Genomic DNA, 15,975 nt, shown 5'->3' with positions numbered 1-15,975 from the left:
ATATTTCTAAAACCGGACATGCTATATAACAACTTAAAAACACATTATACATATATGAATTTCAACTTTAAGCCTTTAATTGCTTTTGTATTTTTAGCAGTAGCTACTATTGGAGTACACGGTCAGACTTCACGGCAAGATGGATTAAACAGCAATGCAAGCTTAGACGAACTTATCGATTACGCACTACGCAATAAAATCGAATTAAAGCAAGCTGGAATTGACCAGGAAATCGGAGAGAGAGAAATTGCCTCTGCCCTTTCCGGCTGGTTTCCTCAGATCAGTGCTACAGGTAGTTTAAGCCACAACCTTATAGTACCCATCGCCAATATTGGCGGGCAGAATATTCGCATGGGGCAAGCCAATAACAGCGCTTTAACTTTTCAGGCAGATCAAGCAATTTTGAGCCCTGAATTATTCCAAGCATCAAAGGCTGCGCGTTACGTACGTCAACAAAACGATCTCAGTGTAGAGGACACCAAAATTAACACCGTTGTAGATGTCAGTAAGGCTTATTATGATATTTTAACCAGTGAAGAACAGATTAATATTATTGACGAGAACATACTCCGTTTACAAAGACAGTATAATGAGGCTAAGGCACGTTATGAAACAGGCTTAGTCGATAAAACCGATTTTAAACGAGCACAGATTTCACTCAACAACGCAAATGCAGAATTAAAATCTGCAAAAGAAATGCGTAAGTACAAATACGACTACATGAAATTATTGCTCAGTATGCCACAAGGTGAACAGATCACCCTCTCTTTTACAAATCAAAACATGGAATCCAATATCTTATTAGATACCGCAGAACTGCTCCAAGTGGCTAAACGTGTGGAGTTCCAACAATTGCAGACCCTTCAGGAAATCCAACGGCTAAATACGCAATATCAGAAATGGAATTACCTACCGCGTTTGAGTGCGTACGGCAACTACGGACTGAATTATCGTAATGATCGCTTTGCCAATTTATATTCTGACAATTTTCCTGCTTCGACGATAGGGTTAAATTTGACGATACCTATCTTTCAAGGAACGAAACGAGTACAGGAAATCAAGAAATCGCAGTTACAAGAAGAGCGTCTGAAATTGGATATGGAAAATTTAGAGAACCAGATCAGCACGGAGTACTCTGCAGCTATGGCCTCTTACCGGGCCAATATGAACGAGTGGCGCAATGCAAGAGAAAATATGGATCTATCAGAAGAAGTATATAATACCATCAAATTACAGTATGATGCGGGAGTTAAGACCTATCTTGAGCTTATGACCGCAGAGACAGATTTGAAAACTGCACAATTAAATTACCTCAATGTACTCTATGCCGTATTATCCAGCAAGCTAGATATCCAAAAAGCATTAGGCACCGTCAACACGATAAATTAATAACATTACACCTCAACAAGAAATATACCATACAATGAATAAGAATCTATTATTTACGTCTTTACTTATTAGTTCAGGATTACTTTGGCAATCTTGTGGATCCAATGAGCAAAAAGGTGCACCGACACAGCAAGGGGAGATAGCTATCCCTGTAAGTACCGCTGTTGTCCAAAAAGAAATCGTCTCCGGTACACGTAATTATCCAGCCAACGTGGTACCCTTGCAGGAAACCGAAATCCGTGCGGAAGTAACAGGTTATATCACCAATATATATATAAGTGATGGATCATACGTTAATAAAGGACAACGATTATATGAAATCGACCGGGTACGTTATCAGGCCGCTGTAGACCAAGCAAAGGCGAATCTGGAAATAGCAAAGGCTAATCTAGAAAGAACAGAGAAAGATCTACAACGTTATCAGACACTATCCGATCAAGATGCAATCGCAAAACAAACGCTTGACTATGCCTTCACGGATGTCAATAACCAAAAAGCGCAGGTACAAGCAGCCGAAGCTGCCCTCACTACTGCACGCACTAATTTGCAACGGTCGGTAATTATAGCACCCTTCTCAGGTAGCGTCGGTATTTCGCAAGTGCGCAATGGTGCCTTGGTCAGCGCAGGAACAACCCTGTTAAATACCATCAGTTCAACGAATCCTATCGCTGTCGAATTTCCAATCAGTGAGAAAGATATTACCGAATTCACCAAACTACAAGCAGGTAGTGCTAATACGGAAATATACGTAACGTTACCCGATGGCACGAAATACGAGGCTCCCGGAAAAATATCAACCATCGATCGAGCAGTAGATAGTCAAACCGGAACGTTAAAAGTAAGAGCGTCCTTCCCGAATGGTGATAACCTACTACGTGCGGGGATGAATGCAACGCTCAATGTACAAAGCAAATCAGCAACAGAAGAGCTTATCATTCCTTATAAAGCCATCTTTGAACAATTGGGTACATTTAACGTATACACTGTAAATGACAGTAGTAAAGTGGAGCTTAAACAAGTCGCGTTAGGTAGTAAAATTGGTGACAAAGTAGTTATCACGCAAGGGTTAGAAGTAGGCCAAAAGATCGTAGTAGATGGTACTACAGCGCTAAGACCCGGTGCTACAATAACAGACAATGCAGAAAGTAAAAAATAGTATTTGCTAGGATCCAAATTAAAAAATAATGATTTCAGAAGTATTTATAAAAAGACCGGTCACAGCGATCGTGATATCCATCCTGATCTCTGTGCTCGGATTGATATCCATTACGACACTGCCGATTAGTCAATATCCATCTATCGCCCCCCCTACGGTAACCGTAACGGCAAATTATACGGGTGCCGATGCCCAGACAGTTGAGCAGACCGTTACGACGCCAATAGAGAGTCAGATCAATGGTACACCTGGTATGATCTACATGTCATCCAACAGTACTTCCAATGGTCAATCACAGATTACGGTGACCTTTGAAGTAGGAACAGATATCGACATTGCCACATTAGACGTACAAAACCGTGTAGGCATTGCCGAACCCTCCTTGCCCGAGGCTGTGCGTCGGTTGGGGGTTACCACACGTAAGGCAAATACCGATATCCTGATGTTGGTATCTTTGGTATCGCCTAACGGCACCCGTGATGACAAGTTCCTGTCCAATTATGCCAATTTATATGTCAAAGACGCGTTGATGCGTGTAACAGGTGTAGGTGATGTAACCGCATTTGGCCAACCGTTCTCGATGCGTGTATGGCTTGATGCCAACAAATTGGCAAATCTAAATATGTCCCCAGCGGATATCTCTACGGCAATTGGTGAACAGAATATACGTGTACCGGGAGGTAGTGTGGGCGGGCGTCCGCAGGAATCCAGTACCGTATTCGAATACCCGGTAATTACGGATAGTGATCTATCCGATGTAGACGATTTCGAAAATATTGTGGTGAAAACCAATATAGACGGATCCATTGTATTGCTAAGAGATGTAGCCCGTATAGAATTAGGTCAATTTAGTTATGGAACCAGTACGAAAGTAAACGGGATGACCTCTACCGGTATGATGATCAATCAAACACCAGGGGGTAATGCGGTACAGACTGCAGATGGTATCTATGCGGCCCTTGACAAACTTCAGGAATCTTTTCCCGAAGATGTCGAGTATGTGGTTGGATACGAAACCGTATCTGTTGTCAATGCTTCTATCGAATCGGTCATACATACATTATTAGAAGCCCTTCTCCTTGTTACGGTAGTTGTCTTTTTCTTCCTACAAAGCTGGAGGGCGACACTCATTCCCGTATTAGCAATTCCAGTATCCATTATCGGTACATTTATATTCTTTACCCTATTTGGCTTCTCTATCAACAACCTGACTATGCTTGCATTTGTATTAGCCATTGGTATAGTTGTGGATGATGCCATTGTGGTCGTAGAGGCTGTTCAGCATTATATAGATCACTATAAAATGAGTGCCAAGGAGGCTACCGTACGAGCGATGAAAGACATTACAGCGCCGGTAATTGCTATCGCATTAATCCTTGCTGCCGTATTTGTACCGGTAGGTTTTATACCTGGTATGGTAGGTCAGTTATACCAACAATTCGCTATTACAATTGCTGTCTCTGTAATGCTATCCGCCTTTATAGCCCTTTCATTGACACCAGCATTGTGCTCGTTGTTATTAAAACCCACCAGTGTCAAAAAAGAATCTAGAGGACTGAACAAGTTTTTCTATAAGTTTAATGTTTGGTTTGATAAGGTTACATATAAATATTCCAAAGGCGTCCGGAAAGCTATCAAAGCTGCTCCTCTCGCCCTTATCCTTCTATTATGTATCTTCATCGGTACAGGTTGGATGTTCCAAACCAAACCTACAGGGTTTATTCCTTCCGAGGATGGAGGAATGTTTTTCGCAGGTGTAACACTACCTGAAGGATCGTCCTCAAGCCGAACCGACTCCGTATTAACGGAGCTTGAGACCGAACTACGGAAAGATTTCCCCGAAATAAACTACATCACCGCAATATCGGGTATCAATATTTTGAATCGTGCGTTCAAACCCAATGGTGCTACGCTATTCGTTTCGCTAAAGCATTGGAATGAACGTAAGCGCACAGCTGGTGAGATCACGGGAGCGATTATGGGTAAATTTAGTCAATACCCTAAAGCCCGTATTCTTGCGGTAACACCTCCCGCTATTCCAGGTCTAGGTACTTCCGGTGGTTTCTCCATGCTACTGCAGGATTTACAAACTGTGGATATCAAAGAATTTGAAGCCACGGTTGGCAAATTTCTGATGGCCGCCAATCAGCGCCCCGAACTCGGAATGGCCTATACCCTATTTAACTCGAACTCTCCGAACTATAAATTAGAAGTCAATAGAGAACAAGCCAAACGTATGGGGGTGCCTATCTCCAGTATCTATGCTACGATATCGTCTTATTTGGGAAGTAGCTATGTCAATGATTTCACGAAGTACGGACGTAACTTCCGCGTAGTAACCCAGGCAGATGTTGAATACCGTATGAATATAGAAGACATCAATAAGCTTTATGTAAATAACGTACAGGGTAATCCAGTTCCTATGGGATCTTTGGTAAGTTATGAACTTGTCACTATGCCTTCGATTATCAATCACTACAATATTTTCCGTAGTATTGAGGTAAGCGGAAGTGCCGCTCCTGGGTATAGTTCGGGAGATGCATTGAAAGCCTTAGAAGAGGTTGCTGCAGAAAATCTGCCCAACGGATATGACTATCAGTTTTCGGGATTATCTTTACAGGAAAAGCAGTCTGGATCACAAACAATACAGATCTTTGCATTATGTATCCTATTTGTATTCTTGCTCCTAGCATCCTTATACGAAAGTTGGTCCGTACCATTCTCTATCCTGTTATCCGTCCCTTTGGGTGTGTTTGGAGCTATTTTGGCATTAACCTTATTACCGCAGCTTGATAACAATATCTTTGCGCAAATTGGTTTGGTAACCATCATCGGTCTAGCGGCCAAGAACGCGATTCTAATTGTAGAATTTGCAAAAGAAAGGGTCGATATCGGTATGAATCTAATTGATGCTACCCTTGATGCCGTCAAATTACGTCTAAGACCTATTATCATGACATCGTTGGCATTCATCCTAGGTATTATTCCGCTGATGCTTTCCACAGGCGCGGGAGCAGTATCCCGTCAAACTATCGGTTGGACCGTATTCGGTGGTATGACTGCCGCTACATTCTTAGCCATTTTCTTCGTACCCGTTCTTTTTGTAGTCATCACCAGACTGGCTTACGGAAAGAAAAAATTAGCTGAATTAGAAGCTAATTTTGACGAAGAAAAGAAAAAGAGCTTGAGTGCACATTAATAAGTTAATATATTTTCACCCGTTCAAGAGCCGACTTATTTAGTTGGCTCTTGTTGTTTTAGCGCGATAAAAATTAATCACTTTAGTAATCAATAGGTTTAACAAATGGCACTAAAATATTTTTGGAAAATAAGCTAGAAAACCTATATTTGCATCGTCATCAAGATACAGCAAGCCCAGCTGGCGGAATTGGTAGACGCGTTGGTCTCAAACACCAATATCTTCGGATGTGCCGGTTCGACTCCGGCGCTGGGTACTTAACAGGAAAAGCGAGCGATGATTGTCTCGCTTTTCTTTGTTTAATGCCGTTTTGAGGACATAGAGTAAACCTTGACACGGGTGTTTTTTTACTCACGCTGATAGTTTTTGTCGACATTTTGTAGACATACATTCTGATCATCCTCTCATCAATCGATTCCAAAGTCATATTTTTTTCATTCCTTCAAAAACATATTTGTAACAAATACGTTATAATTAAAATCCTATAATATAACATGAAGTTACACCACTATTGCTTATTAGCGGGTGGATTGTGGGGGTGTATGCATTTACAGTCAACTGCACATGGGCAACAGCTCGATTCACTAAGAAACACCTCCAAACAACCATCCCTCATTCAGGACACCCTGCTTCAAAAAAGAAGCATCCTTTCTACTCAAACTCCTATTCAGGATAAAAGCAATCCTCGGCCGCAACAGCCATCCATTACTACCGACTCATTGATTCAAGGGCAAGTGCTCAACGAAAATGGTTTGCCACTTAGAGCTGTTACCATCATCGCTATAAAGGGCAAAAGTGTGGTGGGAACAGACGATCAGGGCAAATTTTCAATCGCGGTAGCGGCACAAGATTCGATCGAAGCCAACATGATGGGCTACGAACGTGCTGTCATAGCTGTCGGTCAACAAAAAGAAGTCGTCATTCACATGAGTCCTTCTGCAGCTCAGAAAATTGACGAAGTCGTCGTGATCGGATATGGAACTGCACTTAAGAAAAATTTAACCGGATCGGTCAGCTCATTAAAAGGTTCTGCATTTCAACAACAGGCCATCACCAATGGAGAAGAGGGTATTGCCGGAAAGATAGCCGGGGTACGTGTTAGTCAAACCTCTGGTGTACCCGGTTCGGCCATGAATATCAAGATACGAGGCCTTAATTCCATCACGGCATCCAGCACACCGTTGTACGTAATAGATGGTCTGCCCCAATCGCATATGCGAAATGTCAATCCTCGTGACATCGCCTCCATAGAAGTGCTAAAAGATGCATCTGCCGCTGCCATCTATGGCTCTCGTGGTGGAAATGGGGTAATCGTAGTCACCACTAGATCAGGTTCTGCAGGGCACTTACAGCTGGAGTTTAACAGCTATGCCGGTTATCAGACAGTGGATAAAAAACTGCCCATGATGAATACCGAAGAGTATACAAATTATATCCGCTTTGTTAGGAACGAGCGGTTCCGACTTACTGGGGGAGATCTGTCCGCTCCCATCAGTAGTCGTCCCGAAGCCTTTCAGTATCCCGATTCCTATGCTAACCCCAGTTTACTTCCCAATAACAACTGGCAAGATCTAGTTTACAGAAATGCATCCATGCAAAATTATGATCTTAATGTATCTGGAGGGGGCGAGATCGGAACATTCAATATATCGGGAGGCTATCTCAAACAAGATGGTGTGATGCGATACACCGGCTTTGAAAGATATAACCTTCGAGCAAATACACATTTCCAGTTTAGCGAAAAATTCAACATAGGTGCCAACGTAGCTGCTGCTTTCAGCCGTCAACAGGATCCGGTTACCGAGGGAAAAGAGAGCAACGCACATTATGCTATTGTCATGCCTCCCGTGGTAGAGCAAGATCAGAACACCGAACGTACAGGTTACTCGCAAGCACATACTTTTGTTAATCCACTGATCCGTCTGCAGGAAATGACAGCCAATGGCAAAGGAAATAACGTACACATCAATACATTCGCCGAGTACCGACCCATAACGAGCCTTAGACTACGAACCCAACTTGGATACAATTACCATAATGCAACATACAATGAGTTTATTCCATTCAACGTGAATAAAGGTGTGCAGGCACAAGGGATGGCCACCAACCGCAACTCATTCAACATGAGTATACAGAACACAGTCACCTACACGCCGGATCTCGGCAGCAACCACTACCTCGATGTATTAGTAGGGCAGAGTTTTGAGAGAAATAACGAGGAATATATGGCAGCTGGAGGCAACGGATATCCAAACGATCTGCTCCCTTGGCTGAATAATGCTTCTATTCCGACGTTAGCGACGTCCAATGCCACGGCAAATAGTATAGCGTCTTATTTCGGCAGGGTACAATATCATCTAATGGATCGCTACCTTATATCAGCTTCCGCCCGCTACGACGGATCTTCGCGGTTTGGTCAAAACCATAAATGGGGGCTATTTCCTTCCCTATCAGCGGGCTGGAAAATAAATGAGGAAAACTTCCTAAAAGATGTAGAACAAATTTCATTACTCAAAGTACGCGCTTCGTGGGGACTAGCCGGTAATGATAGAATTGGCGATTACGAACATATCGCTTTACTTGCCGCACAAAATTACAATCTTAACGGGGAAGTTTTTAATGGCCTCGTCCCATCCACTATCCCCAATGATGATTTAAGTTGGGAAAAGACAACATCAACCAACATAGGTCTCGATCTCTTCCTATTTGCAGACCGCTTACAATTCACGGCAGATGCATACCTCAATAATACCACGGATTTGCTACTGAGCGTGCCCACGACTAGACTATCGGGATTTTCATCCATTCGAAAAAACATTGGAAAAGTAGAAAATAAGGGATTGGAATTCCAGCTAGCTTCTACTAACATTCAAAAATCTTCGTTTACTTGGACCTCCAATCTCAATTTTTCATTAAACAGGAATAAAGTACTGGATTTGGGTACCCAGACCAGTTCTATTATCGTCAACACATGGGGGGCAGATGCGTTCATCACCCAGGTAGGTCATCCCATAGGTAGCTATTATATGTACAAAACAGATGGATTATTAATGCCCGAAGATTTTAATGACCAGGGAAATGCAACAGTTCCCATTGCCTCAGGACAAATCGAAGGGAATGTGAAAATTGTCGACGCAAATGGCGACGGCATCATCAACACCCAAGATCAAGTAGTCCTCGGAAACAATCAACCCAGCTTCCTGTATGGGATAAGCAACAATATCACCTTTAAAGGCTTCGAATTCAGCTTTGATTTACAGGGGTCTAAAGGAGGTAAGATTTTTTATCAGGGTCGCAGAGGATTCGATAACGGTGTGGGCGATGGTAGTAATCAATATCAACGATGGCTATACTCTTATAAAACCACGGAGATGGAGGCCTCCATCCCATCAGGTGCCAATATGGAATGGGACGGGATAACACCCAATCAGTTTGGCGTTAATCCGGTTTATAACGACACCTGGTTATATGATGCATCTTTCTTACGGATCCGTAATATTACTCTAGGATACAACTTCGAAGAAAATATACTACAGCAATTACGGATCAGTAAAGCCAGAATCTACCTTATGGCAGATAATCCATACACCTTTACCAAGTATCCCGGAGCCAATCCCGAAGCCAATAACGGGGGGAATGAAAGTACATCTGCCGGCGTAGACTACGGCTCCTACCCCATATCACGAAGATTTACATTAGGTATCCAACTCATTTTTTAATAATGAAGAACACATCAAGAACATATAAGACATTGTTTATCGTCATGTTGACTACCATCGGATTAATGAGCTGCAACAAGGATATTGACCTCGCTCCGGAGTCCAATTATAACGCAAAGGACTTTTACAAATCCGAAAATGACTTTACACTTGCTATCGCTGGTACATATGGCGGATTACGCGGCATCCACAGTTACCAATATCCCATTGTAGTCGAAAGCCTCAGTGACAATGTCAGTACCTCTACGAACAACCCCTATACACGTCTTACGCTTAATGATGGTGATGCAAATGTGTTATCTCTATGGTCAGCATACTGGACCATTATCAACCGTACCAATAATATCTTAGATCAGATTGATGGCGGCGAGTTCTCTACACCCACCCTACAAGATCGTATAAAGGGCGAGGCGTTATTCATTCGTGGATTCTGTTATTTCCAACTAGGGTGGCTATTTGGTGGCGTTCCACTAGTAGATCATGTCACTCCCGAACATGAATTACTCCAACTTACACGTACCTCCCAGGCGGAAACCCTCGCTTTCGCCGCACAGAATCTAGAGGCCGCAGCAACACTTCTTCCAGAAGAAAACACAGGTGGAAACCTGGGAAGGGCAACAAAATTTTCAGCCCTCGGTTTACTCGGGCGCTTACATCTATTTACCAAGGACTATAATAAAGCCAAAGAAGCACTTTCCCTCGTTATTCAATCGGAAAATTACGATATGTACCCCGACTATAAAGATTGTTTCTTGAACACAAAAGACAATGGTATTGAACATGTTTTTCAGATTCAATATACCGAAAGGTTGATCAATCAGGGCAATCCGCTAGTCTACACATTAGTTCCGGAAAATATACGTTCACCTCAATTTCCCAGTGGCGGACGGTCACTGTGGCTTGCCGTTTCCAATGATCTATATGAAGCTTATGAAGAAGGCGATCTACGTCGTGATATCACCATCCAAAAAGGGTATGTTACCAGCAGCAATGTCACAGATGAAAACACATTACTTTATATCAAATACGCACACGGAACCGTTCCAGGATTACCAGAAGATAATGATGTTAATCTCTCGGTCCTGCGGTATACAGACGTCCTATTGATGTATGCCGAAAGCTTAAATGAGCTGGAATATGAGGTAGATGGCGAGGCGCTATCCATTTTAAACGCCGTACGCGAGCGGGCAGATCTAGATTTTTACAATCCATCCGATCTCACTACACAAGATCAATTTCGCGAAGCGTTATTCAAAGAACGCCGAGTGGAGTTTGCCTGTGAATTCTTTCGTTGGTTTGATCTCATACGCCAGGGCCGCGATAAAACTTCTTCCATCATGACCAATTTTCTCATTCGCACCGATGAAGGCAGCGGCACCTATGTGTTTAATGATAAATTTATGTTATTGCCAATTCCTGCTGCCGAAAGACAAGTAAACAATAGCTTGGAGCCGAATCCAGGCTACTAACTTCACAACAACTATGGCACTGTCCCAAACGACGGTTCCGTAGTTGTGTGAACAATTTATCATAAATTACTAATTTCACATACTAATGCGCTGTTACCTAATAAAAAGTGCTGAATATCGCGAGATAAAATAACGGAGAGGTGATCTTATTAACACGTCACACAGATTTTACCGAACCAATATATACCGATCGGTATTATTTTAATATATTTGCATTGAGATAATAAAACGAAAATGTCCAAAGCAGAGAAAACCAGGCAATTTATTATTGAAAAAACTGCCCCCATTTTTAACAAAAAAGGTTATTCAGGTACTTCATTGTCAGATATTACAGAAGCTACCGGACTTACCAAAGGGAGTATCTATGGTAACTTCGGGAACAAAGATGACGTTGCTTTAGCTGCGTATGAATACAATTCCACATCATTAAACAAGCGCATTAAAATCTCTATTTCCGAAAAATCTACCGCCCACGAAAAATTAATTGCTTTTATCGAATTTTATAGAGACAATTGGACATCAATTTTTGAAAGCGGGGGTTGTCCGCTATTAAATACTGCTACCGAGGCAGACGACCACCTTCTTTTTTTAAAGACAAGCGTACAGAAAAGTTTTAAAAACTGGTCGGATACCATTATTCAAATATTGAATGAAGGCAAAAACAGTAATGAGTTTAAAAAAGCAATAGATACGTCCTATTATGCACACTCCTTTATCATGTTAATTGAAGGAGGTATACTGCTCGCCAAAATTTCAAACAATCAACAGCTTCTGTTCATCGCTTTGGATAGAGTTATTAAGATCATTAATGATGAAATAGTCAAGTAATTTTTTTGAGCAACAATATACCGATTGGTATATGTAATAGAAATTTTAACACGAAGAAAACTTTAACACAAATGCTCAACAAAATACATACATAGATGGAACATCTCGTTCAACGTATTGAAGATAAACACAATAAATGGTTGATCAGAGAAATTGGGTTCAGATACAATGAAAAATAATTTTTACCAATGGCATATATTGCATATCAAATGATTAGCTTGTATTCCTGAAGAAGAAATAACATATACAAATGAAAAGAGTAGTAATAACAGGGTTGGGAACGATAAATCCCCTCGGAAATGATATCCAGACATTTTGGAATAATGCGATATCCTCCAAGAGTAGTGCTAGTTTAATAAGCAGATTCGATGCATCAAAATTTAGAACACAGATTGCATGTGAGGTTCAAAATTTTGATCCAACTAAATATTTAGACCGAAATGAGATTAAGAGAAGCGATTTATTTACACAATTTGCCTTGTATAGTGCTACACAGGCTTTAGAAGATTCCGGATTAACTATTTCCGCCATGAACCCTTTCGATATTGGTGTTATTTGGGGAGTGGGACAAGGTGGTATGGAAACATTTGAAACCGAAGTAGAAAACTATGTACAAGGTAATTATATACCGCGGTTCAGTCCTTTTTTTGTACCCAAGTTAATTGTCAATATGGCATCGGGGATGATATCCATGAAATTTGGTTTACAAGGAATTAACTACACCACTGTTTCAGCCTGTGCAACATCCAACACAGCAATTATGGATGCATTCAACTACATCCGTTTGGGCAAAGCCAAGGTATTTATTACCGGGGGATCGGAGGCTCCTATAACGGCCGCTTCCATTGGTGGTTTTTCGGCTATGAAAGCCATGTCAACCCGAAATCACGATCCACTTACAGCCAGTCGCCCTTTCGATCAAAATCGGGATGGTTTTGTTATGGGTGAAGGAGCGGGTGCATTGGTATTGGAAGAATATGAGCATGCCAAGAAAAGAGGCGCAAAAATCTACGCAGAGTTAGCAGGCGCAGCGATGACAGCCGATGCCTACCACATGACATCTCCACACCCCGAAGGTCTTGGTGCAGCCAAGGCAATGGAATTAGCCTTAGAAGAAGCGCGATTGAATGCTTCCGAATTAGGTTATCTCAACCTACACGCTACTTCAACCCCGGTAGGTGATATCAGCGAATTAAATGCCGTTTATAAGGTCTTTAAACAATCGGAAAATATGGTCGTCAGCTCCACTAAATCAATGACTGGTCATTTGCTCGGAGCCGCAGGTGCTATAGAAGCTATTCTAGCCATAAAATCCATCAATGAAGGTATAATCCCGCCTACTATTAACGTCGAAAACCTCGACACCAATATTCCTGAGGGCATCCAAATTATCGTGAATGATGCATTAGAAAAGCGAATAGATACAGCAATGAGCAATGCTTTTGGGTTTGGTGGGCATAATTCGACGGTGATATTTAAGAAGCTGTAACAAACAGGAGTTCTTGCAATCAGATTGAGATCGAGAGATATTGCACCATTATTTCTTAAAAAATTAGTGGTACAACGAAATCTATAGCGATCTTTTCGTCAATACAATAGGTTCCTCATCCATCACTACAATAGTATGTTCATGTTGCACCGCAAGGCCCGCTTTGTTACCCAGCAGTGTCCATCCATCGGGCTGTTCCACTACGAGTGTAGATCCCGTTGTAATAAAGGTTTCAATAGCCACCACCGAACCTTTACGAAAGCACCTTTTATCGCTCGGATCGTAATAGTTGAGTATATTATCAGGCGCTTCATGCAGCGCCCTTCCCAGCCCATGTCCGGCTAGGTTTTTGATAACACTATAGCCTCTTTTTCGGGCAGTAGTTTCAATATATCGTCCTATTGCGTTGATTCTAACCCCACCGCGTATACGTGCAATAGCACCATCCAAAATATAACGAGAAGCTATAAGCAACGGGGTGTGACCATTTATATCCCGCCCGACAACTATTGATCCGCCATTATCCGACCAATAGCCATTCAATTCAGCCGATACATCGATATTAAGCAGGTCACCCTCTTCAAGGATCCGGGATGCAGATGGCACACCATGTGCCACTTCATTGTTTATACTGATACAGGTTGCTCCGGGAAAACCGTATGTAAGCGAAGGTGCCGATCGAGCCCCGTATTGGGTTAAAATCGCTGCACCATACTCATCCAGCTCTTTCGTAGACATTCCAGGTACCGCATATTTTTGCATTTCTATAAGTGCAAAGGAAACGACTTCACTAACTCTTTTCATTTCCTCCAATTCTTCGTTATTTGTGATGATCATATCGTGTTTGTTTTCACAAATGTAATCATCAAGGTTCTGCTGACGGTAGTAAGAAATGGACAATTATATAAAATTCAATCAAGAGTTCATATCTTTGTACGCTATGCCCATCAACTATCTTACAGCTATTCGATCTCATGATACACAAGCATACATTCGTGTAGAACCATCTCCCGCTATTACTGCGTATATTGAAGGATTTTATCTGTTTAGCGGAGAAACTAGCCGTCGCCCCATTCCTCTCTTCAATGATGGCTATCCTTCACTGATATGTATGCCATTATCAGACAGCATCAGCATAGTCAATACGCATCGTGGTACACAATCACTTCAATCCTTCTGGACCTGTGGGAATATATTACATCCTACGTCTTGGTACAGCGAAACTATCCACGGAACCGTATTAGTTGTGCGTTTTTATCCGCATACATTTTCACATCTTTTTGGTGTCTCTGCAGATTTCTTTGCTTCACACCCCGTATGCAATTTAACGCAATTGTTGGATGAAAAAAGCTACCTGCAATTAAAAAACTCTTACTATACGTGTATAGGACTAAAACAGCAAATAACAACCATTGAGTCGTTTATCAAAAACAGAGCAACCATATCCGTTCCTATTCCACCGATATTAATGGATCGATTAAATACCATACAGCATAGTCAATTTTTAAGTAGTCGAAATCTTACAACTGGTATACACTACAAATGGTGGCAACGAAGTTTTAAAAAATATGTAGGATTTTCACAAAAGCAGTACATCAATTTACACCGTTTTCTTGAAGCCTATAAAGAGCTGTATTTCAACAGACAACACCCTCTTATTCAAATAGCACTAGAGGTTGGCTATTATGACGACAATCACTTGATCAAAGATTTTAAAAAATATATCGGTACTTCGCCAAAGGCACATTTTAATCGGTAGCTATTTTATTAGCCCGTCACATTCACCCAATTTCCGTTATTTCGGCGACTCCAATGCGCTGCATCGATAAATTTACAGACCGTAAGCGTCTCCTCTTGATTAAATGGGGGAATACCTGTTTCAAAGAATTCAATGACCACTTGTAATAAATGTCGATAACCGTCAAATTTACCCAAGGTAACGACGCTGTCATTGTAAAATACCGCACCTCCAAAGTCTGATATTTTACGTCTTATACCTCGCAATGTGCCCAATCGTCCGCCGCTCCATTCTCCAATAAAGAGGTCTTCTGTAACACCACAAACGGCTTTCACCCTGAGGCATTCGGTGCCCATAATAGCGACCAGCATCTCTACACCATGTATACCATACCAATACAGGTCTTTATGGGAAGGTTCGACCCACGCTGGCGAATAGATATCGGCACCAACAACAGCTTTACGGTCAATCTCGACCACAGAAGGCATAAATCGTAAAGCACTGCTCGAAAAAACAGGTATCTGGTGCGCAGATGCCAACAAAAATATTTTTTCAGCTTCCTGCCATGAATTACTGATAGGTTTATCGATAAAAAGAGCTTTACCCGCACGGATTACCACTTCGGCCTGCTTAAGATGAAGATTTCCATCATTAGTCTCCAATAAAACACAATCCACATCAGCAACCAGTTGTTCTATGCTTTTTACTATTTTGACACCGTATTGCTGTATTTCCGATGTATATTTCGTTATTCGTTCACCATTGGTAGCAACAGTCGGACTGCCATACGGAAAAGCCGCCACTACGCTATATCCTTTATAGCGATCCGTTGACGAAAGATTAAGTTCCTTTGTAAATGCAATTGCGTGAGACGAATCTAACCCAATAATACCAATCCTTTTTCCGTCCATTATAGGTCGTATTTGTGCTTTAAGGTCAAACATCGGAACAGAAGCACAGAAAAACGTTAGAAGCTGCAAAAAATTCC

At 41.7% G+C, this 15,975-nt stretch carries 10 protein-coding genes and 1 tRNA gene; 9 read left to right on the top strand and 2 right to left on the bottom strand.

Annotation, left to right across the window (positions count from 1 at the left end; all coding sequences use genetic code 11):
- The first annotated feature begins 54 nt into the window (after window positions 1–54).
- The 8 genes from FAZ15_RS01970 to fabF all read left to right on the top strand — a co-directional run bounded on the left by FAZ15_RS01970 (window position 55) and on the right by fabF (window position 13,249).
- Window positions 55–1,389, top strand: a complete 1,335-nt coding sequence (locus FAZ15_RS01970; RefSeq protein WP_136899599.1) for a TolC family protein — start codon at window positions 55–57, stop codon at window positions 1,387–1,389.
- A 34-nt stretch (window positions 1,390–1,423) separates the two neighbouring features.
- Window positions 1,424–2,545, top strand: a complete 1,122-nt coding sequence (locus tag FAZ15_RS01965; protein WP_136899596.1) for an efflux RND transporter periplasmic adaptor subunit — start codon at window positions 1,424–1,426, stop codon at window positions 2,543–2,545.
- 28 nt (window positions 2,546–2,573) lie between these two features.
- A complete protein-coding gene (locus FAZ15_RS01960) occupies window positions 2,574–5,744 on the top strand; it encodes an efflux RND transporter permease subunit (protein WP_136899594.1) in 3,171 nt (1,056 codons plus the stop codon).
- Between the two features lie 174 nt (window positions 5,745–5,918).
- Window positions 5,919–6,000: transfer RNA gene (locus FAZ15_RS01955), tRNA-Leu, on the top strand.
- A gap of 238 nt (window positions 6,001–6,238) precedes the next feature.
- Window positions 6,239–9,463 (top strand): SusC/RagA family TonB-linked outer membrane protein, encoded by a 3,225-nt coding sequence (locus tag FAZ15_RS01950; protein ID WP_136899592.1) that lies wholly within the window; start codon window positions 6,239–6,241, stop codon window positions 9,461–9,463.
- Between the two features lie 2 nt (window positions 9,464–9,465).
- Entirely contained in the window at window positions 9,466–10,932 is a 1,467-nt protein-coding gene (locus tag FAZ15_RS01945) for a RagB/SusD family nutrient uptake outer membrane protein (protein ID WP_136899590.1), read from the top strand.
- A gap of 234 nt (window positions 10,933–11,166) precedes the next feature.
- Window positions 11,167–11,760 (top strand): TetR/AcrR family transcriptional regulator, encoded by a 594-nt coding sequence (locus tag FAZ15_RS01940; RefSeq protein ID WP_136899588.1) that lies wholly within the window; start codon window positions 11,167–11,169, stop codon window positions 11,758–11,760.
- Between the two features lie 250 nt (window positions 11,761–12,010).
- Window positions 12,011–13,249, top strand: coding sequence for a beta-ketoacyl-ACP synthase II (gene fabF, locus FAZ15_RS01935; protein WP_136899586.1), 1,239 nt, complete (start codon window positions 12,011–12,013; stop codon window positions 13,247–13,249).
- A gap of 81 nt (window positions 13,250–13,330) precedes the next feature.
- Here fabF and map read toward each other — a convergent pair whose 3' ends face one another.
- The gene (map, locus tag FAZ15_RS01930) at window positions 13,331–14,086 is read right to left on the bottom strand and encodes a type I methionyl aminopeptidase (RefSeq protein ID WP_136899584.1); all 756 of its coding nucleotides are present in this window, start codon (window positions 14,084–14,086) and stop codon (window positions 13,331–13,333) included.
- 55 nt (window positions 14,087–14,141) lie between these two features.
- Between map and FAZ15_RS01925 the strand changes: the two genes are divergently transcribed.
- Window positions 14,142–15,008: a helix-turn-helix domain-containing protein gene (locus FAZ15_RS01925; RefSeq protein WP_136899582.1), complete on the top strand. Its 867-nt coding sequence runs from the start codon at window positions 14,142–14,144 to the stop codon at window positions 15,006–15,008.
- 8 nt (window positions 15,009–15,016) lie between these two features.
- Here FAZ15_RS01925 and FAZ15_RS01920 read toward each other — a convergent pair whose 3' ends face one another.
- Complete coding sequence (locus FAZ15_RS01920) at window positions 15,017–15,898, bottom strand: Gfo/Idh/MocA family protein (RefSeq protein WP_162304847.1); 882 nt, start codon at window positions 15,896–15,898, stop codon at window positions 15,017–15,019.
- Window positions 15,899–15,975 lie beyond the last annotated feature (77 nt).

Origin of the sequence: Sphingobacterium olei (assembly GCF_005048855.1) — a bacterium.
GTDB classification, from domain to species: Bacteria; Bacteroidota; Bacteroidia; order Sphingobacteriales; family Sphingobacteriaceae; genus Sphingobacterium; species Sphingobacterium olei.
This window is presented reverse-complemented; position numbering and strand designations above follow the sequence as displayed.